Annotated in this window: 17 protein-coding genes; 5 read left to right on the forward strand and 12 right to left on the reverse strand. The window is 68.6% G+C overall.

Annotation, left to right across the window (positions count from 1 at the left end; all coding sequences use genetic code 11):
• Positions 1-28: 28 nt before the first annotated feature.
• Together ACSX1D_RS15450 and ACSX1D_RS15455 are read right to left on the reverse strand one after the other, a co-directional pair.
• On the reverse strand, positions 29-685 hold the full coding sequence (locus ACSX1D_RS15450; RefSeq protein WP_439859348.1) for a DJ-1/PfpI family protein: 657 nt from the start codon (positions 683-685) through the stop codon (positions 29-31).
• A 101-nt stretch (positions 686-786) separates the two neighbouring features.
• On the reverse strand, positions 787-1683 hold the full coding sequence (locus ACSX1D_RS15455; protein WP_439859349.1) for an AraC family transcriptional regulator: 897 nt from the start codon (positions 1681-1683) through the stop codon (positions 787-789).
• 194 nt (positions 1684-1877) lie between these two features.
• Here ACSX1D_RS15455 and ACSX1D_RS15460 point away from each other — a divergent pair, with 194 nt between their 5' ends.
• The 5 genes from ACSX1D_RS15460 to mmsB all read left to right on the forward strand — a co-directional run bounded on the left by ACSX1D_RS15460 (position 1878) and on the right by mmsB (position 7622).
• Positions 1878-3371 carry a CoA-acylating methylmalonate-semialdehyde dehydrogenase gene (locus ACSX1D_RS15460; protein WP_439859350.1) on the forward strand — a complete coding sequence of 498 codons (1494 nt, stop codon included), beginning with the start codon at positions 1878-1880 and terminating at the stop codon, positions 3369-3371.
• 70 nt (positions 3372-3441) lie between these two features.
• Positions 3442-4605, forward strand: a complete 1164-nt coding sequence (locus ACSX1D_RS15465; RefSeq protein WP_439859351.1) for an acyl-CoA dehydrogenase family protein — start codon at positions 3442-3444, stop codon at positions 4603-4605.
• A 75-nt stretch (positions 4606-4680) separates the two neighbouring features.
• Positions 4681-5499, forward strand: a complete 819-nt coding sequence (locus tag ACSX1D_RS15470; protein ID WP_439859352.1) for an enoyl-CoA hydratase — start codon at positions 4681-4683, stop codon at positions 5497-5499.
• A gap of 41 nt (positions 5500-5540) precedes the next feature.
• Positions 5541-6644, forward strand: a complete 1104-nt coding sequence (locus ACSX1D_RS15475; RefSeq protein WP_439859353.1) for an enoyl-CoA hydratase/isomerase family protein — start codon at positions 5541-5543, stop codon at positions 6642-6644.
• A 93-nt stretch (positions 6645-6737) separates the two neighbouring features.
• Positions 6738-7622, forward strand: a complete 885-nt coding sequence (mmsB, locus tag ACSX1D_RS15480; protein ID WP_439859354.1) for a 3-hydroxyisobutyrate dehydrogenase — start codon at positions 6738-6740, stop codon at positions 7620-7622.
• Between the two features lie 75 nt (positions 7623-7697).
• On the opposite strand, the gene ACSX1D_RS15485 is transcribed toward mmsB, so the two are convergent.
• Genes ACSX1D_RS15485 through bcsQ form a run of 10 tightly spaced genes read right to left on the reverse strand, consistent with a single transcriptional unit; the run spans position 7698 to position 23060 of the window.
• Entirely contained in the window at positions 7698-8843 is a 1146-nt protein-coding gene (locus tag ACSX1D_RS15485; RefSeq protein ID WP_439859355.1) for an alginate O-acetyltransferase AlgX-related protein, read from the reverse strand.
• A gap of 12 nt (positions 8844-8855) precedes the next feature.
• Positions 8856-10271: an MBOAT family O-acyltransferase gene (locus ACSX1D_RS15490; protein ID WP_439859356.1), complete on the reverse strand. Its 1416-nt coding sequence runs from the start codon at positions 10269-10271 to the stop codon at positions 8856-8858.
• Positions 10272-10281: 10 nt separating this feature from the next.
• Positions 10282-10953, reverse strand: a complete 672-nt coding sequence (locus tag ACSX1D_RS15495) for an alginate O-acetyltransferase AlgF (RefSeq protein ID WP_439862338.1) — start codon at positions 10951-10953, stop codon at positions 10282-10284.
• 2 nt (positions 10954-10955) lie between these two features.
• Positions 10956-11615 (reverse strand): SGNH/GDSL hydrolase family protein, encoded by a 660-nt coding sequence (locus tag ACSX1D_RS15500; protein WP_439859357.1) that lies wholly within the window; start codon positions 11613-11615, stop codon positions 10956-10958.
• A 49-nt stretch (positions 11616-11664) separates the two neighbouring features.
• Positions 11665-12321: an SGNH/GDSL hydrolase family protein gene (locus ACSX1D_RS15505; protein WP_439859358.1), complete on the reverse strand. Its 657-nt coding sequence runs from the start codon at positions 12319-12321 to the stop codon at positions 11665-11667.
• Positions 12322-12330: 9 nt separating this feature from the next.
• Positions 12331-16266, reverse strand: coding sequence for a cellulose synthase subunit BcsC-related outer membrane protein (locus ACSX1D_RS15510; RefSeq protein WP_439859359.1), 3936 nt, complete (start codon positions 16264-16266; stop codon positions 12331-12333).
• A complete protein-coding gene (bcsZ, locus tag ACSX1D_RS15515) occupies positions 16245-17417 on the reverse strand; it encodes a cellulose synthase complex periplasmic endoglucanase BcsZ (RefSeq protein WP_439859360.1) in 1173 nt (390 codons plus the stop codon). The genes ACSX1D_RS15510 and bcsZ overlap by 22 nt, the downstream gene beginning before the upstream one ends.
• Positions 17418-17425: 8 nt before the next feature.
• Positions 17426-19726 (reverse strand): cellulose biosynthesis cyclic di-GMP-binding regulatory protein BcsB, encoded by a 2301-nt coding sequence (gene bcsB, locus ACSX1D_RS15520; protein WP_439859361.1) that lies wholly within the window; start codon positions 19724-19726, stop codon positions 17426-17428.
• A complete protein-coding gene (gene bcsA / locus ACSX1D_RS15525; protein ID WP_439859362.1) occupies positions 19723-21906 on the reverse strand; it encodes a UDP-forming cellulose synthase catalytic subunit in 2184 nt (727 codons plus the stop codon). Before bcsA ends, bcsB begins: the two co-directional genes overlap by 4 nt.
• The gene (gene bcsQ / locus ACSX1D_RS15530) at positions 21903-23060 is read right to left on the reverse strand and encodes a cellulose biosynthesis protein BcsQ (protein ID WP_439859363.1); all 1158 of its coding nucleotides are present in this window, start codon (positions 23058-23060) and stop codon (positions 21903-21905) included. The genes bcsA and bcsQ overlap by 4 nt, the downstream gene beginning before the upstream one ends.
• Positions 23061-23404: the final 344 nt, after the last annotated feature.

Here is a 23404-nt window from a genome sequence, read left to right on the forward strand (position 1 = left end):
GGCACGCTAGAGAAGCCCCCGGCGCAAGTCAAGGCGCCGCCCGGTCGTCCCAGTCGTACTGCATCTGCCGGGCCGTGGCGCGGGCGAGTTCGACGCCCAGCAGGCGTCCGACCAGGTGCAGGCTCATGCCGATCCCCGCCGAGATGCCGGCCGAGGTGACCAGCGCGCCGCGATCGACGAAGGGCACCGACTCGACCACCTCGAGCTGCGGATACTGCGCGCGCAGCGCCGGGATGTCCTCCCAGTGGGTGGTCACAGGCCCACGGCCGAGCAAGCCGGCCGCAGCCAGAATGAACGCGCCGGTGCATACCGAAGCGGTCAGGCTCGCCCGCCCGGCGGTCTCGGCGACCCAGGCCAGCGTGGCCTCATCGCCCTGCGGCTGGGTCACCACACCGCCGGGCACGATCAGCACATCGCAGGGCGCGGCGTCGGCGAAGCCGCGCTCAGGCATGACCCGCAGGCCGTGCCTGGCGCTGACCAGGGTCCGGCTGGCGGCCACCGCATGGACGAGGAACGCCGGGTGCGCCAGCCCCAGCTCGCGAAGGGCCACCCGCGAGGCCACCGAGAACACCTCGAAGGGCCCGGCGAAATCGAGCACCTCCACCTCGGGGTACAACAGGATGGCGATGTCCAGGGGACGCTGGCGGACCAGCGTGGCGAGTGTCTCGATAGTGGCGGTGCTCATGCTCGGCTCCCGGCTTGCTGGATGAGCCCCATGATGCGGCCGGCCGGCACGCCGGGAAATGACAACGCGCCCACGAATACGGCCAGCGGCAGGCGCGCCGGTCAGCCCTGGTGCAGGGCCCGGTAGTGGCTGGGCGCCATGCCCACCACTTTGCGAAACAGCCGGGAGAAGTAGTAGACATCCTCGTAGCCGAGCTGCTCGGCGACCTGACGGATTCCCTGGCTGCCCTCGTCGAGCAGGCGGCAGGCGTGGGCCATCTTCAGCTGGATGAAGTCCTGGATCGGCGCATGGCCGGTCAGCGCCCGGTAGGTCTTGGCGAAGTGGAAGCGCGACAGCTTGAACTGGGCGGCCAGCTCGTCGAGGTTGAGCGAGCCGTGCAGGTGGGCGCGCATGACCGCCTGCACCGCATCGACGTCCAGCACCCGCCCGGACTTCAGCTTGGCCCGCGCCGGCAGCACCGCCAGGGAGGCCAGCAGCGCCTGCAGCTGGTGCGCGGCGTAGATGAAGTGCGGCAGGCTCAGGCCCTGCTTGCGCAGGCCCAGCAGCGCATCGAACTCGGCCAGCAGGCGCGGCTGCACACCGATGTGCCACAGCGGCCCCTTGCCCAAAGGGCGCAGGAATTCCGTGGCCAGCTCGCCGTCGAAGTGCACGAAGTACAGGGTCCAGGGTTTGCCGGCATCGGCGCCATAGGCATGGGCCTGTCCCTTGGGCAGCAGCAGCAGGTCGCCCCCTGCGACCGCCATTCGTCCATCCGCGGTCTCCAGCCAGCCCTGGCCGGCGCGGCAGTAGATCAGCAGGTGGTCGATCGGCGCCGGCCGGCTCATGCGATGGCCCAGGGCCTCCGGGTAGAAGCCCAGGGCCAGCGGATAGCAGCCCTGGGCCAGAGGATGGCGGGCCAGCAACCGGCGCAGGCGCGGCGGCGTGATGAAGCGCACGCCGTTGGCCGGCAGCGGCCAGTTCGAGGTGTCGACCTGTCGAATCCGGGTAGTTTTATCCATCGCCATGTCCTGCGCCCCTGCGACTCAGCTGTGAGCCCCGAAACCAGCGCACCGGATGTCCAGCGCCTGGCCTTGGCAGCCTATTCAATCCCAAGATCGTCCATCCCCAGGCCAAGATCGTCAATCCACAAGGCGCTTCGAGGCGGCTATAACAATAGGCAAACAACAACCGCACCCAGCCCGTGGAGGGAACGATGGCCAAGGCAATCCCGCAGTTGATCGAAGGCGAATGGCGCGAGAGTCGCAGCCGCGAATTCATCGAGGTCACCGACCCGGCGACCCAGGAGGTGCTGGCCCTGGCGCCCAAGGCCACCGCCGAGGAGATCGAGGCCGCCGTGGCCAGTGCCAAGGCGGCTTTCCTCGACTGGCGCGAAGTGCCGGTACCGGAGCGCGCGCGCCTGATGCTGCGTTACCAGCACCTGCTCAAGGAACACCACGACGAGCTGGCGCAGATCCTCGCCGGGGAAACCGGCAAGACCCTGGCCGACGCCAAGGGCGACGTCTGGCGCGGCATCGAGGTGGTCGAGCAGGCCGCCAACATCGCCAGCCTGATGATGGGCGAGACCGCCGAGAACGTCGCCCGCGATATCGACACCGCCAGCTGGATCCAGCCCTTGGGCGTGTGCACCGGAATCACCCCGTTCAACTTCCCGGCGATGATCCCGCTGTGGATGTTTCCCCTGGCCATCGCCGCCGGCAACACCTTCATCCTCAAGCCGTCGGAACAGGACCCGCTGACCCCCAACCGCCTGGCCGAACTGTTTATCGAGGCCGGCGCGCCCAAGGGCGTGCTGCAGGTGCTGCACGGCGGCCGCGAGGTGGTCGACAGCCTGCTCACCCACCCGGACATCCGCGCCATCTCCTTCGTCGGCTCGGTGCCGGTGGGCCAGCACATCTACCGTACCGGCACCGCCCACCTCAAGCGCGTACAGGCCTTCGCCGGGGCGAAGAACCACATGGTGATCCTGCCGGACGCCAACAAGGACCAGGTCATCAGCAACCTGGTCGGCTCCAGCTGCGGCGCCGCCGGCCAGCGCTGCATGGCGATCAGCGTGGCGGTGTTCGTCGGCGAGTCCAGGCAGTGGATCGAGGAGTTGCGCGCGCAGATGGCCGAACTGCGCCCCGGGCCCTGGACCGACCCGAGTGCCGCCTACGGCCCGCTGATCAGCCAGCAGGCCAAACAACGGGGGCTGCGCCTGATCGCCGAGGGCAAGGCCGAAGGCGCCGAGTGCCTGCTCGACGGTTCGCAGTGCACGGTGCCGGGCTACCCGAACGGCAACTGGCTGGGCCCCACCCTGTTCCGCGGGGTGACCACCAAGATGGGCTTGTACCGCGAGGAAATCTTCGGCCCGGTGCTGGTGTGCATGGAGGTCGACACCCTGGATGAGGCCATTGCCCTGGTCAACGCCAGCCCCTACGGCAACGGCACCTCGATCTTCACCCGCTCCGGCGGCGCCGCGCGCCACTACCAGCACGCGGTGGAAGTCGGCCAGGTCGGCGTCAACGTGCCGGTGCCGGTGCCGCTGCCATTCTTCTCCTTCACCGGCTGGAAGGGCTCGTTCTACGGCGACCTGCACGCCTACGGCAAACAGGGCGTGCGCTTCTTCACCGAGACCAAGACGGTCACCACGCGCTGGTTCGACGAGTCGCCCGTCACGGGGCCGAACATGACCATCCACCTGAAATGATGGGCGCCGGGCCGGCCAGCCGCCGGCCTGGTTCGGGCCTCTGCGCCACCGAATCTCACAAGGATCCGCAATGGACTTCGAACTCAGCGATGAACAACGCCTGCTGGTCGACAGCGCCCGCGCCTTCGCCGCGCAGGAACTGGCCCCTAACGCCGCCGACTGGGACCGCGACCACCAGTTCCCGGTCGAGGTGATCAAGCGCGCCGGCGAACAGGGCTACCTGGCCCTGTACCTGAACGAAGAGGATGGCGGCCTGGGCCTGTCGCGCCTGTCCGCCTCGCTGATCTTCGAGCAGCTGGCGGCCGGCTGCGTGGCCACCACCGCCTACATGACCATCCACAACATGGCCATCTGGATGCTCGCCAGCTTCGCCGACGCCGCGCTCAAGGCCCAGTGGCTGCCGCGCCTGATCAGCGGCGAGCTGCTCGCCTCCTACTGCCTGACCGAGCCGGACGCCGGCTCCGACGCCGCCCGCCTGCGCACCCGCGCGCGCCGCGACGGCGACAGCTACGTGCTCGACGGCAGCAAGTGCTTCATCTCCGGCGCCGGCAGCACCGACGTGCTGATCGTCATGGCGCGCACCGGCGAGGACGGCGCCAAGGGCATCTCCTGCTTCCTGGTGCCGGCCGACGCCGAGGGCATCGAGTACGGGCGCAACGAGCTGAAGATGGGCTGGTGCGCGCAGCCGACCCGCTCCATCAGCTTCGAAGGCGTGCGCATCCCCGCCGGCAACCGCATCGGCCCCGAGGGCCAGGGCTTCGTCTATGCCATGAAGGGCCTGGACGGCGGCCGCATCAATATCGCCAGCTGTTCCCTGGGCGCGGCCCAGGCGGCGCTGGAGCAGTCGCTGCGCTATGTCGAGGAACGCAAACAGTTCGGCAAGCCGCTGAGCGAATTCCAGGCCCTGCAGTTCAAGCTGGCCGACATGCTCACCGACCTCACCGCCAGCCGGCAGATGGTGCGCCTGGCCGCGCACAAGCTGGATAACCGTCATGGCGAGGCCAGCCTGTACTGCGCCATGGCCAAGCGCTTCGCCACCGACCACTGCTTCAGCCTGTGCAACGAGGCCCTGCAATTGCACGGCGGCTATGGTTATCTGAACGACTACCCGCTGGAGCGCTGGGTACGCGACAGCCGCGTGCACCAGATACTCGAGGGGACCAACGAGATCATGCGGGTGATCATCGCCCGCCGCCTGCTCGAGCAGGGCGGCATGCTCGATCGCCTGCTGTAGGGTGCGCCATGCGCACCGTTCGCCCTGGTGCGTACGGCGCCCCCTACACGCCCAAGCCATGACACGAGGACCGCTATGAGCCACGCCATCGAACCCTACAACCCCGGCCTGTTCGACCTGACCCACAAGATCACCGTGGAGAAGCACGGCCACACCGCGCTGATCACCATCAACCATCCGCCGGCCAACACCTGGGACCGCGAGTCGCTGATCGGCCTCAAGCAGCTGATCGAGCACCTCAACCGCGACGATGACATCTACGCCCTGGTGATCACCGGCCAGGGCGGCAAGTTCTTCAGCGCCGGCGCCGACCTCAAGCTGTTCGCCGACGGCGACAAGGCCCGCGCCCGCGAGATGGCCCGGCGCTTCGGCGAGGCCTTCGAGGCGCTGCGCGACTTCCGCGGGGTGTCGATCGCCGCGATCAACGGCTACGCCATGGGCGGTGGCCTGGAGTGCGCCCTGGCCTGCGACCTGCGCATCGCCGAGCGCCAGGCGCAGATGGCCCTGCCGGAAGCCACCGTGGGCCTGCTGCCCTGCGCCGGCGGCACCCAGGCGCTGGCCTGGCTGGTCGGCGAAGGCTGGGCCAAGCGCATGATCCTCTGCGGCGAGCGCATCGACGCCGAGACGGCGCTGCGCATCGGCCTGGTCGAGCAACTGGTCGACAGCGGCGAAGCCCGCGGCCACGCCCTGCTGCTGGCCTCCAAGGTGGCGCGGCAGAGCCCGGTGGCGGTGCGCACCATCAAGCCGCTGATCCAGGGCGCCCGCGAGCGCAACCCGAACCAGTGGCTGGCGCAGGAGCGCGAGCGCTTCGTCGACCTGTTCGATGCCGACGACACCCGCGAAGGGGTCAATGCCTTCCTGGAGAAGCGCGACCCGCAGTGGCGCAACAAGTAACCCTGGGAGCGGCAGACGACGGCCGCCGGACGAGAATGACCATGAATGTGAGTTTCCAGCTACACAACAGCCTGCATGGCAACCAGATCGGCATTGCCAGCCTGGATGCGCCGAAGAGCCTGAATGCCCTGACCCTGCCGATGATCGAGGCCCTCGACGCCCAGCTCGCGGCCTGGGCCGAGGACCCCAGGGTGGTCTGCGTGCTGCTGCGCGGCAACGGGCCCAAGGCCTTCTGCGCCGGCGGCGACGTGGTCCAGCTGGTGCAGGAATGCCGCGCCCATCCGGGCGAGGTGCCGCCCCTGGCGCGGCGCTTCTTCGCCGACGAATACCGCCTCGACCACCGCATCCACCGCTACCCCAAGCCTCTGATCTGCTGGGCCCACGGCCATGTCCTGGGCGGCGGCATGGGCCTGATGCAGGGCGCCGGCCTGCGCATCGTCACCCCGTCCAGTCGCCTGGGCATGCCGGAGATCAATATCGGCCTGTACCCGGATGTCGGCGGCAGCTGGTTCCTCGCCCGCCTGCCCGGCCGGCTCGGCCTGTTCCTCGGCCTGACCGCCAGCGGCATCAATGCCCGCGATGCCCTGGACCTGGACCTGGCCGACCGCTTCCTGCTCGACAGCCAGCAGGATGCGCTGATCGAAGGCCTGGTCCAGCTGAACTGGCAGGAGCAGCCGCACATGCAGCTGCACAGCCTGTTCAAGGCCCTCGAGCACGAGGCCCGCAGCGAGCTGCCGGAAGCACAGTGGCTGCCGCGCCGCGAACGCATCGACGCGCTGCTCGACCAGCCCGACCTGCCCGCCGCCTGGCACGCCCTGGCCGCCCTGCAGGGCGACAGCGACCCGCTGCTGGCCCGCGCCGCCAAGACCCTGGCCCAGGGCTGCCCGCTGACCGCCCACCTGGTCTGGCAACAGATCGCCCGGGCCAAGCGCATGTCCCTGGAGCAGGTGTTCCAGATGGAATACGCCATGAGCCTGAACTGCTGCCGTCACCCCGACTTCCCCGAGGGCGTGCGCGCCCGCCTGATCGACAAGGACCAGGCGCCGCGCTGGCACTGGCCGGACGTTTCGAACATCGCCGCCGAAGTGATCGAGGCCCACTTCAGCGAGACCTGGGAAGGCCCCCACCCCCTCGCCGACCTGTGACGGCATACCCATAGGGTGGGCGGGGCCGCTGGGCCCCGCGCGCCGAATACCGAAGGCATGGTGCGCAAAGCGCACCCTACAAGGAGCACGACGATGACCCAGATCGCCTTTATCGGCCTCGGCCACATGGGCCTGCCCATGGCCCGCAACCTGCTCAAGGCCGGCTTCAGCCTCAAGGTCTTCGACCTGGTTCCCGCTGCCATGGAGGAGCTGGTCAAGGAAGGCGCCCAGGCGGCCAGCAGCGCCGCCGACGCGGTGCAGGGCATGCAGGTGGTGATCAGCATGCTGCCGGCCAGCCGCCACGTCGAAGGCCTGTACCTGGGCGACGGCGGACTGCTCACCGCGCTCAAGCCCGGCACCCTGGTGCTGGAGTGCTCGACCATCGCCCCGGAATCGGCGCGCAAGGTGCACCAGGCCGCGGCCGCTCGCGGCCTGCAGATGCTCGATGCGCCGGTGTCCGGCGGCACCGCCGGCGCCGCGGCCGGCACCCTGACCTTTATGGTCGGCGGCGACGCGGCGGTACTGGAGAAGGCCCAGCCGATCTTCCAGGCCATGGGCAAGAACATCTTCCACGCCGGCCCCGACGGCGCCGGCCAGGTGGCCAAGGTGTGCAACAACCAGGTGCTGGCGGTGCAGATGATCGCCACCGCCGAGGCCATGGCCCTGGGCGTGGCCAACGGCCTGGACCCGGCGGTGCTGGCCGAGATCATGCGTCAGAGCTCGGGCGGCAACTGGACCCTGGAGAAGTACAACCCCTGGCCCGGGGTGATGGAGAACGCCCCGGCGTCCAAGGACTACAGCGGCGGCTTTATGGCCGAGCTGATGGCCAAGGACCTCGGCCTGGCCCAGGAGGCGGCCCAGGTGACCGGCAGCAGCACGCCGATGGGCGCCCTGGCCCTGCAGCTCTATCGCCTGCTGCTCAAGCAGGGCAAGGGCCAGCGGGACTTCTCGGTGGTGCAGCAGCTGTTCGTCGAGTAGCCCGCCAAGGCGACCCGCAACAAGGCCAGACCGCCAATTCCGGTCTGGCCTTTTTCCTGCGGGCGTCTCGCGGCGCTACATGGCGTCGAGCAGGGGTTCGTCGCGGTAGGGAGGCTGCAGGTCGCGCTCGGGGATCTCCCAGACCAGCAGGCGCGGCGGCGTCTGCTTGAAGGCCGGGCTGTCGAAGTAGTCCTTGGCCGCGCCGGAGAATTCGCCACCATCCTTGGCGAAGTTGCCGACGCGGCTGCTCAGGGCCCGTTCGAGAAAGCCGATGAAATTCGAGTTGCGCGAGAACGAGGTGCCGATCACCGCGATGTTCGGCAACTGGCTGTCGCCGAACAGGTCCTCCTCGGCCAGGGCATCTGCCACCCCCGCCTCCGCCACTTCCTGCAGGCGGGTGGCGGCGACGACCTCGACGCTGGGCTGCAGCAGCGCAGGCATCCAGTCCAGGCCGGCCAGGCGCACCAGATCCCCGGGGCGCACCTCAGGCTCGAGCAACTGGCTGGTGTAGTGCTTGCGCGGCGTCGCCTCGACCCCGAGCTCGGCGATACGCCGGCTCACCGCTCGGGCGGCGGCATCGGCGCCGAGCTCGCTCCAGTGGGTATCGGTGCGCAGGAAGGCGGCACTGCCCAGGGGCTGCAACACCGGCGTCAGGTCCACCACTGGCACGCCCGCCGCCGCCACGGCATCGCGCCAGCGCTGCACGCGCCCGGCCAGCTGCGCCGCGCGCTGCAGGTGGCAGAGCTCACCGGCGGCAATCCGACTCTTGTCCGGCACCACTACCAACAACAGCTCGATGCCACGCGCGGCCAGCTGGCCCTGCAGCTGAATGACCGTCTGCGCGCGCGCCTGGGCATTGGCGGCGGCCTGGCGATGCACCTTCAGCTCATCGCCGAGAAACAGCCAGCCGGGGCAGCCCTGGCGCACGCGGCTGCCGGTATCGCCGATCAGCAGCCAGCTGGCCGCCCGCTCCAGGTCCGCGGCGTGCTCGGCGAACGGCACCTTGGCCAGCTCGCGGGCGATGCGCTGGGTCACCTCGCCCTCGAAGACCTGCTGCCAGCTGAGGGTTGCGACGGGCTTCAGCGCCACCCGCTCGCTCACCAAGATGGCCCACAAGGCACAGGCCAGGCCGGTCAGCAGGAACCACAGCATGACCAGGCCGGCCAGGGCACTGCGCTTGGCGGCCCGCTCTTCGGCAGATGAATCACGGTTGTCGGTCATCTCATCGGCCCCTTAAAACTGAAAGTACAGGAAGGGTACGGTTTCCCGGCTGGCGATCAGGGCGAACGACAGCAGAAAGCCCAGCACCGGCCACAGCGAGCCCAGCAGGTTGAACAGCGGGTTGTCCCCCAGGCGCGCCTCGCAGCGCTGCTGGTAGATCGGCGCAAGCACGCAGAACACACCGAGCGCGGCGGCGATGCCGTGGGCCGGGCGCAAGGTCGCCGCCAGGGCATCGCCCAAGGCGAAGGCATGCAGGCCGAACTGGCCGGCGTACATGTTCAGCGCCGTGGCGAAGTCCGGGGCGCGGAACAGGGTCCAGGCCAGGGCGACGAACAGCAGGGTCAGCACATGGGACAGGGCCCTGGGCATGGCGAACCAGCCGGCCCCGCTCCAGATCCGCGCCACGCACAGGGCGATACCATGGGCGGCGCCCCACAGCAGGAAGTTCCAGCTGTCGCCGCCGTGCCACAGGCCGGCGATCGCCATGGTCAGGAACAGGTTGCGGTAGATCAGCCATCGGCTGCCGCGGTTGCCGCCCAGGGGGATGTACAGGTAGTCGCGCAGCCAGCTGGACAGCGACAGGTGCCAGCGCCGCCAGAAGTCCTGGATGCTGTGCGCCAGATAGGGCCGGTTGAAGTTCTCCGGAAAGTGAAAGCCGATCATCAGGCCGATACCGATGGCCATGGCGCTGTAGCCGGCGAAGTCGAAGAACAGTTGCAACGAGTAGGCCAGGCAGCCGACCCAGGCATCGACGAAACTCGGCTGTTCCAGGGCGAATGCCACGTCCACGAGCGGCGACAGGCTGTCGGCCACCAGCACCTTCATGCTCATGCCGATCATGAAGCGCCGCGCGCCCAGGCTGAAATTGCGCCGGCTCAGGCCGCGCTGGGACAGCTCTTCGCTGACCCAGCTGTAGCGGATGATAGGCCCGGCGATGGACTGGCCGAACATCAACAGGTAGGTGGCGTAGTCGACGAAACGGCGCTCGACCTTGACCGTGCCGCGGTGCACATCGACCAGGTAGGAAATCGCCTGCAGCACGATGAACGACAGCCCCGCCGGCAGGGCCACCTTCTGCCACTCCAGCGGCAGCGCCCCCAGCGACAGCAACAGCTCGCCCAGGCTGGCGGCGAGGATGTTGGCGTACTTGTACCAGCACAGCACCAGCAGGTTAAGCACGATCAATCCGGCCAGCCAGCGCACCCGCGTCTTCGACCCGCGCGGCGCGCGGTCGATCAGCAGCCCCCCCACCCAGGTGATCACCGTCAGCACCGTGTGCAGCAGCATGAACATCGGGCTGAGCCAGCCGAAGAACATCCAGCTGCCCAGCAACAACACGCCGTTGCGCCACTGCGGGCGCGCCAGCACATAGATCAGCAGGACAAGGGGCAGGAAGAGCGTGAGGAACTCGAGTGAAGTGAAGACCATGGTCTATGCGTCAGTTCGCCAGGTTGTCGAGGGCCTGGAACAGACGGGGGCCTTGCGCCGATGGCACCAGAAACAGGGTGTAGCGCTGACCGGCTGCCAGGTCCCCCAGGGCCAGGGGATCACCGGCCGCCGCACCGCCACAGCGCAGCTGCACGGTCAGGTTCAGCGGGTTGATCGAGCGCCGCTGCAGGCTGCCGGTGGCCACGGCCTTGAAGATGTCGACATTGCGCCCGGCCACTTGCAGGCCGGCCTCCTCGCAGCCGGCATCCAGGCTGTAGAACCCCAGCGAGGCCTTCAGCGCATTGAAGTCATCCGGCTGCTCGCGCACGGTCAGCACCTGCAAGGGCTGGCCGGCCTGGGCCAGCGCCACCACGCTGGCGAACTCGCCCGGCGCGACCCGGACATCCAGGGCGTGCTGCTGCTCGCCCAGGCTCAGCGAACCCTGCACCGCCTTGCCGGCCGGCACGGTGAGGAAGTCCGAGGCCCGCTGTTCGCCCTCCAGGCGCAGGCTGGCGCCGGAACCCTTGGCGGTCAGCTGCAGGGCCTGCTCCCCGGCATTGAAGAAGCGCAGGAACGCGGCATCCTCGCTGGGGCCGGTGGGATAGAGCGGAATCTCGGCGGCCTGGGCAACGCCCAGGCCCAGGGCGCAACCCAGGCCGGCCAGCGATCGAAGGGCGCGCATCATCATTTGGCTCCCTTGAGCTTGTCGGCCGGCAGCTTGGCCATGGCCTCGGCAATCGCGTTGCCCCAGGCCTTGTAGCCAGCCACGGTGAAGTGCTGGCCATCGGTGGTGATCCACTGGCCGGGTTTGGACAGGGTCAAGGAGTCGATGTAGCTGCACGGGGCGACGTTGGCGGCGAGGAACTTGGACATCAACTGGGTGCGCGCATCGTTCTTCTTGTACATGCCGCCGACCTTGCCCCAGGCCGGACCGACCCACACGCAGCGGGTGCCGGTTTCGCCGATCGCCTTGGTCAGGCCGGTCACGCTCTGCCAGGCCCAGGCCTTGGGAAACGCCGGCTTGTCGTAGGAGGCCATGGTATCGCCGATCACCAGCACCACCACGTCCGGCTTGTTCTGCGCGATCAGCTGCTTGATCGGCGTGGTGCTGGCGCCGCTGCCCTTGAGCAGCAGCTTGCCGTTGTTGTCCTGCACGGCGCCGCAGTCGACCTTCTTGCTGGTCAGCCAGTCGGCGGCGCTGGCGCCACAGGCGCCGATGGAATGGACCTTGGCGCCCTTGGCGACGAGCGCCGCATTGAGCGGCTCGGTCAGGTGGTTGGCCAGGCTCATGTGGCTCTCACCGAGAACCAGGAGGGTCAGGCCGGCAAGCACGGATGAAGACATCGAAGAACTCCTCGACTAGATCATTGCAAAAAAGGGATGGAGGCTCGCGTTACTGGCCGGCGTCCTTGCGTACGCCTTCCAGCGCGCCGCTGATGGCGCTCCCCCACTGCTTGTAGCCCTGTGCAGTCAGGTGCTGGCCGTCGGTGGTCGCCCACTGGCCGGGCTTGGCGAACGTCAGCGAATCGATGTACTTGCAGGGCGCCACGTTGCTGGCAAGGAACGCGGACATCTGCTTCGCCTTGGCGTAGGTCTTGCCGTACTTGCCGCCCTCGGTGCCCCAGTTCGGGCCGACCCAGGCACACTGGGTGCCGGTCTCGGCGATCGCCTTGGTCAGGCTGGAGGTCTGCTGCCAGACCCAGGCCTTGGGGAAGGTCGGCTTGTCGTAACCGGCCATGGTGTCGCCCATAACGATCAGCACCAGGTCCGGCTTGTCCTTGGCGATCAGCTCCTTGATCGGCGTGGTGGTGGCCTTGCCGCGCAGGACCACGGCCGCCTCCTTGCCCCGCCGCTCGGCGGCGCCGCAGGCCCCGCCGGGTGTGGCCTTGAGCCAGTCGCCGGCGTTGGCGCCGCAGATGCCGATGGAGTGGACGTTGGCGCCCTTGCGCAGCAGATCGTCATGCAGGCCGCCGATCAGGTAGTAGGGGGTCGCCATGTGGCTGTCGCCGATGATCAGAATGGACAGGCCGGCAAGCAATGAAGAAGCCATTGAAAACCTTCAGTTAGCGTAAGGAGATTGATAGGGAGAAACCGGCAGCGCCATCGGCCCGGTCATGTCCTCGAACAGGTAGCGCAGGTACAGGCCGCCGTGCCATTGGCGATAGTCCTGGGCGTTGTCGACGCCCACCTGGCCGCCGACGAAGAAGTTGCTGCCCAGGCGGTATTCGGCGGCGCCGGCCAGGTTGTAGCCGATGCCGGTGCTGTTGCTGCCCTGGTACACCGCCGCGCCGCCGGAGGCATTGCTGGCTGCGGCCTGCAGCGCGGCATCGGCGGGGTGGAAATCGGCGTCGTCCTGCTCGATCGCCTGCACGCCCACGGAGCCCTTGAGCTGGAAGGTCAGGCGGTCGTAGCGACGGGCCCAGGTCACCGGCACGCCCACGGCGAAGAAGCTCTGCGGGCTGAAGTAGCCCCCGTGGCCGTAGGTGAAGTGGCCCTGGTTGTCCTGGTAGCCGATGCCCAGCAGGTCCAGGCCGATGGTGGCCTGGCCGTCCTCGTCGTTCTCCAGGTACCAGTAGACCCCTGCGCCCACTTCCCCGCGGTCGTTGTCCGCGACCTTGTTGCCCATGAGCCGGTGCATCCCGCCGTAGAGGTAGGCGCCCACCTCGCGGTTGTCGTAGCTCAGCTGCGCACGAGCGCCATTGGCGGTGACGCCGCCCCATTTCTGCCCGGTGCGCTGGTCTTCGGCGCCGGCGAAGGACAGCAGGCTGTCGGTGACGGCGCGCCGCGACAGACCGGCGCTCCAGTGCAGCTCCGGGGTGCCGGCGAAGGCGCGCTCCAGGCTGACGCCACCGACGGCGGTGCTGTAGAGGAAGCCCTGGGGCGTGGTGCCGAGGTCCGCCTTGAGCCCCTGGCCCGGGTTCTCGAAGGCCAGCGCCAGGCCGACACCGGCGTCGCGCTGCGTGCCCGGCGACATGCCCGGGTTGGCCAGCGTCGCCGCCGGGCCACCGCCGAAGCGATCGCGGGCCGCCTCGCCGATGCTGCCGGCATTCAGCGACACCGGGGTGACGCGCACGGCCAGGCGGTTGTCGCCGAGCGGGATACTGGCCTCGAACGGCGCCTGGATATCGGTCAGCTTGCTCAGGCCGGACTCGCTGTCATTGCTGCGCCCGCTCAGCCCTTGCGCCAGGTAGGGGCTGCGCTGCTGGAGGATGTCATCCAGGGCGCGCGCCGCCTCGCTCATGCCGGCGCGCGGATCGTACTCGGCGGCTTCGGGCGAGACGGCGAAGGGATTGGCCGGGGCCCCGGCTGCGGCATAAGCGCCGGCCGGCAGGGCCGCAGTGCGGTAGCCCGGGTCGCCGGCCGGGCGCTCGAGCGGCGCCGGAAGCGTGCCGCCGGCCGGCGCCGGCGCCAGCGACAGACTTGGCAGCGGCGCGGGAATAGCCGCTGGCGCCACGGCCGTCGAGCCGATTCCGGCGAAGGGGTTGGCCGGGGCGGCGGCCGGCTTGCTGCTGGCGGCATAGATCGGCGTCCGCTCGCGCTTCTCCTGGGCCACCACCCGGGCGAGCAGCTTGGCGGCCGTGCCGGTACGCCCCAGGTAGCGGTAGACGCGCGCTGCCGTGGTGAGGATGTCGACATCGTTGGGGGCCAGCTTCAGCGCCTGCTCCAGCGCCGCCTCGGCGTAGGCGTTCTCGGCCTGCTGGGCCGCCATGTCCGCGGCGCCGACCTGCAGGTTGGCATCGTCGGGGTGACGCTCGACCAGCGGCTTGAGCAGTTCCAGCGCCTTGGCGGTGTCGCCGTTGGCGCCATACATGCGCGCCAGGGCGGACACCGCCAGACGGTCCTGGGGACGCTGGACCAGCGCCGGCGTCAGGGTGTCATAGGCGGCGGCCAGCTCACCGCGCTGGCGCAGCTGCTCGGCCTGGCGCACCCGGTAGTAGAACAGCAGGTCGTCGTACTGCTGGCGCTGCGCCGCGGTCATGCCGCGGCCCTGCAGGTCGCGCAGGATGCCCGCCACTTCCACGTCGTGCTCGGCCTCCAGCAGCACGCTGGCGTAGCTCAGGGTCAACGACAGGTCGGGGCGCGGGCTGCGCTGCAACAGGTCACGCATGATGGCGATGGCCCGCTGCGGATCGTCCGCGTCGGCATAGGCCGCAGCCAGGGCGGACAGACGCGCCGGCTTGCCTTCGGCCTGCGCTTCGATGCGGCCGAGGAACGCCCGCGCCTCGGCTTTGCGGCCGCTGCGGCTGATCTCGTCGATCTGCTGCAGCTGCTGGTTGAAGTCCACCTCGGCCACCAGGCGATTGATGTCGGCGTTGCGCGAGTCGTAGGGAATGCGGGCAAGCATGGCCTGGGCCTTGTTCCACTCGCCCAGCTCGATGGACAGCAGGGCACTGGTATAGAGCGCATCACGATCGTTCGGCTGCGCCTCCAGCAGGCCGTCCATCAGGCTGCGCGCCTCGTCCACGGCGCCCAGGTCGACATACAGGCGGGCCAGGGCGAAACGCGCCCAGGCATTGTCCGGGTCGTCGCGCAGGGCCGACTCCAGCGCCTGGCGCATGCCCTGGACGTCGCCGCGCTGCTCGGCCGCCCGGGCCCGCTGCAGGGCCTGTTCGGCACGCAACTGGGCGAGCCCGCCGAGCTTCTCGCGCTCGGCCTCGGGTAGGCCTTCGAGCAGGCGCAGGGCCTCGTCCGGCTTGCCCTGTCCGCCCAGCACCTGGGCCAGGCCACGCAACGCCCGGGCCTTCTGCGCGCCCAGCGCCAGCGCCTGGCGATAGCCCGCCTCCGCCGCGGCCAGCTCACCCTGCCGGGCCTGCAAGTCGGACAGGGCCAGCAGCGCCTCGCTGTCCTTGGGTTTGAGGCGGCGCGCCTGCTCCAGCTGCTGGCGGGCGTCGCCGCCCCTGTCACGCGCCAGGCTGTCGCGCGCCTGCTGCAGCAGCGACCAGTAGCGCACATCGTCCAGCGCGCGTTGCCAGGCGCGCCCCCCGCCCTGCTTGAGCGCCTTGCTCAGCAGCAGCTCGGCGTCATCGAAGCGCTCCTGGCGCTGGCGCAGCAGGCCCAGACCGCCCAGGGCATCGGCGTCATTCGGATGGCTTTTCAGGTAGGTCGTCAGCTCGCGCTCGGCCACCGCCAGGTCGTCCTCCTCGAGCGCCTTCAGGCCACGCTCAAGCTGCGGATCGCGCCGCCAGGCGACGCCGCCGCCGCTGCCCTGGCTACGCCCCTTGCTCAGCAGAGCGCGGATCTCCGCGTCGTCCGGATGGCTGCGCAGGAACTGTTCGAACAGCGGCTGCTGCGCAGGCTTCGGCGGGCCGATCCAGGTCAGCGCCAGGCGCCAGGTCTCGTCGGCGTCGCCCCCGATATCCTCGCGCTGGGCCAGCTTGGCCAGGGCGCGAATGCCCTCCTCGCGCGCGCCCTGATTGCGCGCCAGGTGCTTGGCGAGGAACAGCGCGGTGTAGGCGTCGTCCGGGTATTCGCGCTGCAGACGCTCCAGGCCGCTGCGCGCCTCGGCCCAGTGCCGATCGACGAAGCCCAGGTTGTTGTAGAACTCCAGGCCGATCTGGCCCTGGGCCGGTTTGCCGCCCAAGGCGCGGCGATAGACCTCGACGGCCTTGGCGCGCTCATTGTTCTCCACCAGCAGGCGGGCCTCGTCCAGCAGCTGCTGGTTGGCCGGCTCGAGCAGGCGGATGTCCTGCTCGAGCAGCAGGGCCTGGCGCGGCAGCGGTTCAACGGCCTGCAGGCGTTGCAGGTACTCGCCGGCCGAGTCCGGCCTGCCGGCCTGGACCTCGATCAGGCCCAGCCCGTAGAGGGCTTCCGGCTGGTTGGCGTCGAGCAGCAGCAGCTTGTGCCAGGCCTCGGCGGCCCGCTTGGGCTTGTCCTGGGCCTGCCAGAAATGGCCCTGCTCGATCAGCAGACTGCGGGCGTCGCCGGGCTCGGCCTGGACGCCGCCGTGGGCCAGGGCGGCCAGCAGCGCCAGGGTCAGCGGGCGGTAGCGGAACATGAAGACTCCCAAAGCGGTTGCACACGGCCATCGGCCGCGAAGCGGTAGTACTGGTCAGCCCAGCCGAGGCCGAACAGGCTGAGCATGTAGTCGTAATAGAAAGGCGCTGGGCCGCTGCCGGCGTGCCACTGCTCCAGCGCGTCGCGGGCGCGCTGGTACTGCAGGTCGGCCAGCCAGGGCTGCTGCTTGGCCTGGAAATAGGGCACCAGCGCGGCGGAGAAGCCGCTGGGCGAAGCGCCTTCGACCTCGCCGGTACGCACATTCACCTTCTCCGGCGGCAGGCCGCTGGAGGCCGTTGCCCGCGCCATGCCGCCCAGGCTGTCGAGTACCTGGGCAGCCAGCGGGTCGGCGCCGTGGGTCATCCCGGCCCAGAGGTAGACGCGGATCGCGTCGTAGCTGCCGACATCGCCGTTCATCGGGTCGCTGGTGAACAGCCCGGCGCTGTCGGAAACCGCGCGGTAGCCGATCCAGTCGGCGGCAAAGCCGTGCGCGCCGGCCTGGCGCAGCAGGCTGACGCTCTGTTCGGCGATGGCATTCCAGGGGCCCTGCGGGTCCACCGCCGCCAGGCGGCGCATCAGCGGCAGCGGCTGGTAGCTGGGGTTGATCCGCCAGAGGTGGCCGATATGCGAGAAGCCGATCGGCCCGGGCAGCAGCACCGGGCCCAGGCCCGGCAACTCGGTGACTTCGCGCTGCTTGACCTGTGCCAGCAGGCCCAGCGCGTCGGCCCGGTAGTGCGGTTTGTGCCACAGCCGGTCGGCCTCGAGCAGCGCGTAGGCGAACCACAGGTCGGCATCGGAGGCCGAGTTGGCATCCTGAACCTGCCAGCGGCCATCCTTGCCCTGGCCCCAGAGCCAGGCCGGCAGATTGTTCTGCGGATCGTTGCCGGCGAGGTTTTCCCGGCTCCAGCGCCAGATCGTCTCGAAACGCGCCTGGTCGTTGGCCACCAGGGCGAAGAACAGCGCGTAGGACTGCCCTTCCGAGGAGCTGTGATTCTTCTCCAGGCTGGACTCCAGCACGCGCCCGTCCGGCTGGATCCAGCGCTCGGCGAAGCGCTGCCAGTGCGGCCATTCGACGACACAACTGGCCTGCGCCGTAGCGCCGGCCAGGAGCGCCAGCAGAGCGGCGCACAGCTTTACCACAGGCCGCAGCATGAGCGGCCTCAATCCTTCAGCCGGGCGCGCGCGCGGGCACGCAGGCTGTAGAACGCCAGGACGCTGGCCAGGCCGACGGTCAGGGCGGTCAGCAGCAGCATCCAGCCGAGGTGATGGGCCAGCAGCCATTGCAGGTAGCGGAACCAGCCGAGTTTACCGACGTAATACTGTTCGTCGGCCAGCAGCGAGCTGATGCGCTTGCCGTTGACCACCGCCAGGCTGCCCTGGATCGACTGCTCGTAGTCTTCCCCGCCGATCAGCGCGGCGCTGACCTCGGCGAACCGCTCCGGCTGACTGGCGGCAATCACCACCACGCTGCGCCCGCTGGCCAGTGGCGACTCGAAGCCGGCCAAATAGCCGCTGGCCGTGGCGCCGCTGACCGCCAGGCTGCTGCGGGTCTGGCGCAGGTTGGCCTGGGCATCGGAGCTGACCCAGTTGCGCACGCGGTAGACCAGGTCGGACAGCTCGAAGCGCTGCTGCTGGCCGTCGATATCGGCCGGCATGTGGCTCGCCCAGCGCTGCAGCAGGGGCTGCCTGCCGCCCGCGGCGAACACCAGCAGGTCCTTGTCCTTGAGGGCGTCCTCATCCTCGGCCTGGGCGACGGTCAGCGCGGTGGCCGGGTGGCCGGTGGACTCGCCGAAGCGCCCGAGCACGGTCAGGTAGGCCGAGTACTCCGCCACCCCGGCGGCATCCGGCATGACCACGGCGGTTTCCGAGAGGTCGGCCAGGCGGGTGAAGGGGAAGCCGCTGCTCTGGAACACGCCCAGGTTGGGCATGGCGATGAAGTGCTCGTAGCCACTCAGGTCGAGGGTCGAATCCGGCTCGATCACCCCGCGCATGTTGTCGATGATGATGTCGCGGCATTCGCCCTGCTTGATGTAGTCGTACATGAAGCGCAACTGCAGCGTGGACTGCAGCGGCATGCTGTCCAGCGGCAGCAGCAGCTCGGTCTCCTGGACCAGGCTGTCGTCCTGCTGCAGAGCGGCCAGCAGCGACTCGTCGGCCTGCAGGCGCTCGAGCGACGGCAGCGGCAGCGACTTGAGGAAGCGGTCGCTGATGCTCACCAGCAACGAGGAGTTGGTCGACACCGGCTGCGGCGTATAGCGGTACTTGAGGTGCAGCGGCACGCCGGGCTGGCGCCAGTTGAACAGGTCCGGCGGCAGGCGCATGCCGACCCTGATGGTGCCCGGGTCGTAACCGGCGACATTGAGCTGGCGGGCTTCGATCAGCTCGCCGAGCTGCACCGGTCGATCGCTGGGCAGCCAGTTCGGCGCATCGTAGGGCTGGCGCGGTTGCAGGGTGGCGACCTGGTTGACCACAACGCTGGAACCCGAGAGCGTCTGGCTGCCGCTCACCAGGGCCAGGGCCGCCTGCTTGAGCTGCTCGCTGTCGCGGCCGGAAAGCACCAGCAGCTTGCCGAAGGGATCATTCGGGTTGGTCATCAGGGTCAGGCTCGGGCCGGCGCTTTCCGCCAGGGTCAGCCCGTCCACGGTGCCGGCGCCGCTGAGCAGGACGATGGCATTGCCCTCGGCCGGCAGCTCGCGAAGGCTGACCGGGAACTTCGCCCCACGGTAGCTGGCCAGCGCGCCGAACCAGGACGACACCGCGCCGGCTGCCTCCAGGGTCCGATTGTCGGGGCTGGCGGCAAACACGAAGGGCAGCTCGAGCAGGCGCGCATCGCGCGGGTCGAAGAACGGCAGCGGCAGCCTGGCCAGGTCATCGGGCAGGGCAATCGGCGTGACCTGGACTTCCAGGCGGCTGGCATTGCTGATCTTGGCCCACAGGCTGGAGTGCAGCGGGTCCTCGCACTGCATGGTGTAGTGGCCGATCAGCTGCAGGCTGAGGCGGTTGAACTCGGTGATCAGGTGCGGCGGAATGTCGATCAGCGACTGCTGTGGCACCCCGGCGGTCTCCGCGGGCAGGGCCAGGCTGGCCGCCACTTCGTTGTTGACCAGCAGGTTGATCTGCGACAGGTCGCTGAGCAATGCCGGCGAGTAGCTGTAGTCCAGGGCCAGGCGCGCGCCCGTCACCACCTGGTCGGCACGGATATCGAAGGTGACGCTGTCGCTGCCTTCGACCCCACGTAGGTTCATCGGGTAGTGGGCACCCAACTGCTTGAGCGTGTAGCTGTAGGTACTGACGTTCTCCAGCGGCGGCGCCTCGACCGGCTCGCTGGTTTCGACCTCGCCGGCCTCGGCAATCTCGGCCTCGTCGGCGTACCCATGCTGGGCGCATGCCATGAGCAGGATGGAAAGCAGCAGCGCCAGTTTGCGCCCGCCGGCGGGCGCTCCGTTGCATGTGAGACTCATGAGTTCCTCAGAATGGAGTTTGCCGATAGGGACAGCGCGCGCGTGCGCTGAAGCAGTGCGTCCAGGGTGGCCCTGGAAAGCAGGCAGATGCCGCGCCAACCGATGCCGGAGACTTCGCCCAGCGCGGCCAGCGGGGTATCGACCGCGCCATTGCCCCAGGCGGTGGCCCAGGTGTCGGCCCGTGAAAAGGTCATACGGGCCAGCTCGCTCTGCTGCTGCAGGCTCAGGTCGATGAAGTTCAACCCCAGCGTCTGCTCGTTGCTGAACACCACGCTGGCGGGGAACACGCCTTCCACGCTGCCACGGAACAACGTCACCTGCACCCGCTCACCGCGCGCCACGCGCATCCCCTCCGGCAGGCTGACACCGACGCCACGCTGGGAGAAGTCCTTGGTCTGGCAGGCGATGGTCTGGCCGTCGGCGAGGGTCAGCCTGGCCGGCAAGGCGGCGAACACCCGTGGCTCGGCGCGGATCTGCCGAGTCTCACTGGCCACCGCCACGGCAGCGGCGCTGATAATGATGTTGTAGAGCGTCCAGACCAGGTTGATCAGCAGGGTCACCACGCTGGCATCCGCATCGAAGCCCAGCTTGACCACGCCCACCAGCAGGCCGATCAGGTTGAGGATCAGCACCACGATATAGGGCCGCGCCATCTTCCAGTCGAAGTAGCTCTGGTCGATCATCCCGCCCTTGGCCGTGACGTTGAACTTGCCGAGTTTCGGGTTGACCATGGCCAGCAACACCGGCCGCATGATGTACCAGGCCAGTACCGACTCGTAGACCTCGTTCCAGAACGAATGGCGGAAGCGCCCCTGGATGGTCGAGTTGGTCACGCTGGCGATCATGATGTGTGGCAAGGCGTAGGCGACGATCAACATGGCCGGCGCCTGGAATATCTGCGCCTCGAAGATCAGGTAGGCCAGCGGCGCGGTGAGGAACACCAGGCGCGGCAGACCGTAGAAGAAGTGCAGCATGGCGTTCAGGTAGCACAGGCGCTGGCCGAGCTTGAGGCCCTTGCCCAGCAGCGGATTGTCGGTGCGGAAGATCTGCGCCATGCCGCGCGCCCAGCGGATGCGCTGGCCGATATGCCCGGACAGGCTTTCCGTGGCCAGGCCGGCGGCCTGGGGAATCGCCAGGTAGGCCGTGTTGTAACCGCGACGATTGAGCTTCAGGGCGGTATGCGCGTCCTCGGTCACCGTCTCGATCGCGATGCCGCCGACTTCCTCCAGCGGTGCGCGCTTGATGATGGCGCAGGAACCGCAGAAGAAGGTGGCGTTCCACAGGTCGTTGCCATCCTGCACCAGGCCGTAGAACAACTCGCCCTCGTTCGGCACCGAACGGAAGGTATTGAGGTTCTTCTCGAACGGATCGGGCGAGAAGAAGAAGTGCGGCGTCTGCAGCATCGCCAGCTTCGGGTCCTTGAGGAACCAGCCCATGCCGATCTGCAGGAAGGAGCGCGTCGGCACATGGTCGGCATCGAAGATGGCGACGTACTCGGCCGACGTCTGGGTCAGGGCGAAATTGAGGTTGCCGGCCTTGGCGTGCGCGTTGTCGGGGCGAACGATGTAGCCGATGCGGAACGACTCGCAGAACTCACGAAACTCCTCGCGACGTCCGTCGTCGAGCACATGCACGCGCAGCTTGTCCTTCGGCCAGTCGATGGCCGCGGCGGCGAACGCGGTCAGCTTGATGATTTCCAGCGGCTCGTTGTAGGTCGGGATGAACACATCCACCGTCGGCCAGGTACTGCTGTCGGCCGGCAGCGGATAGGGTTTGCGACGCAGCGGCCAGGCGGTCTGCAGGTAGCCGAACAGGAGCACCGTCAGGGCATAGAGCTCGGCCAGCACCAGGCCGTAGCCGAACAGCATATCCAGCCAGCTCTCGAATCCCAGCGAGTCGGTCAGACGCCAATACATGTAGCGCAGCGAGGCCATGACCGACAGCATCACCATGGCCAGGACGGCCAGGCGGCTGGCGACCCGGCGCAGTACCAGCGCCGCCCCCAGGCAGATGGCAGAGAATGCCAGCTGCCCCTGGAGCTCCAGGGGCACGACGATCAGCAGCGCCAGGAAAGACGCGACCAGCACGACCAGGCCGGCGTGCGCCAAACGCTGCAGCGCGCCAGGTCCGCCACCCGCCGTCGAAGCCCGGCGGGCGCGCCACACATCGAGCGCTTTCATGCCGATTGCTCGCGCCGTTCAGTCGCAGCCAGCCTAGCGAGAAGGGCCTGGGAGCAGGCCTGAATGTCGTGACTGCCCTGACCGAAGGGATCGCAGTCGAGCACGCTGCGGTTGTAGGCCAAGGCCTCGGCGATCGACTGATCCCAATGGATCATGCCAATCACCTGGTCCCCCAGCACACCGCGCATGATCTGGGTAATGTCCCTGCTCAGCTGGCGCGCCGGATCGACCTGGTTGATCACATACGCGGCGCCGAGAAATTCGCGCCGTTCCCCCGCATGGCTATCGATCAGGCTCTCTATCTTCGGCAAGGTGGCGTAGGACGCGGCGTCCGGCAGGCTGACCACCAGGGCCAGGTTGGCCAGCGACAGCGCCTGCTGCAGGTAGATCGAGGGCCCGGGCGGCGTGTCGAGCACCACCAAGGTGCCAGCGGCCAGCTGCAACTCGGACAAGCGCCGCGCCAACCAGTCGGGCTCCTGCTCCAGGCGACGCTCGAAGGCCCGCCGCTGCCCCTCATCGACCGAGCCATAGGGCAGGATGGAAACGCCCAGGGCGCTGTCCTGGCAGCTGTCGCGCAGCGCCGCTTCGTCGACGCATTGGGCAATCCCTGCAGATGCCGCGGCCGGCCCCGGCGCGACGGCAACCCCCAGGTGGTGGCACAGGGCGTTCTGCGGATCGAGCTCGACGGCCAGCACCGCTTCCCCCTGACGCTGCATGGCGACCGCCAGGTTGGCGGCAACGGTGCTCTTGCCCACCCCGCCCTTGGCCGAGATGACGGCAATGATCTTCAGGTGCGAAAGCTGCGGTCGTCGGACCTGGGCGAGCGCCGGCCAGCCATCGACGCGCTCGCCCCGCGCAGCCTGCGCCAGCTTGCTCAGCATGCCTGGCAGACTTTTCCCGGCCCAGGCGGTAGCACTGGCGCAAAGGGGTGCAACCGGCGCGCATTCCGCGGCCGGCTCCTGCGCCGATAACAAGGAGGCGGCCTGCTGATCGACGCTTGACGCAGGGGCCGATTGGCGCGCCTCGTCCTTGCCCGGATCGGCCCGGCGCCCCGGAGGTGCGCACTCGTCTTGTTCCTCGGAAAATTCCTGATACTGAGCCGAACGACCGCCGAACAGCTTGAACAGACTCGAGATATCGCTCGAAGTACTCATACGAAGATGCTTCCGGATTCAATGAGGCAGCGACTTGGCTATCGACGCCAATAAATAAGCGTCAATAAAACAGCGTATCACTCGAATTATTTTAAGTTGTGTCAAATAGATAGCGCGGCGCCATTTAATAGCAAAGTGCCACCCGATTCAACTCCGGAGGGACCGGTAAACGCCGCCAATGCTGGCGTGGAGAGCCCGAGCGAACGAGCCCCTGCGATCGGCAAACAGGAGCGGGACGCTCAACCACGCCGAATAGCGGACATCGGGTGCGACCTGTGCGTCGCGAGACAACTGGCAGACCGAACAGGCGGATTGCAGGACGTTCGTGAGCTGAACCTGGCACA

Origin of the sequence: Pseudomonas sp. MBLB4136 (assembly GCF_051904765.1) — a bacterium.
GTDB lineage: Bacteria > Pseudomonadota > Gammaproteobacteria > Pseudomonadales > Pseudomonadaceae > Aquipseudomonas.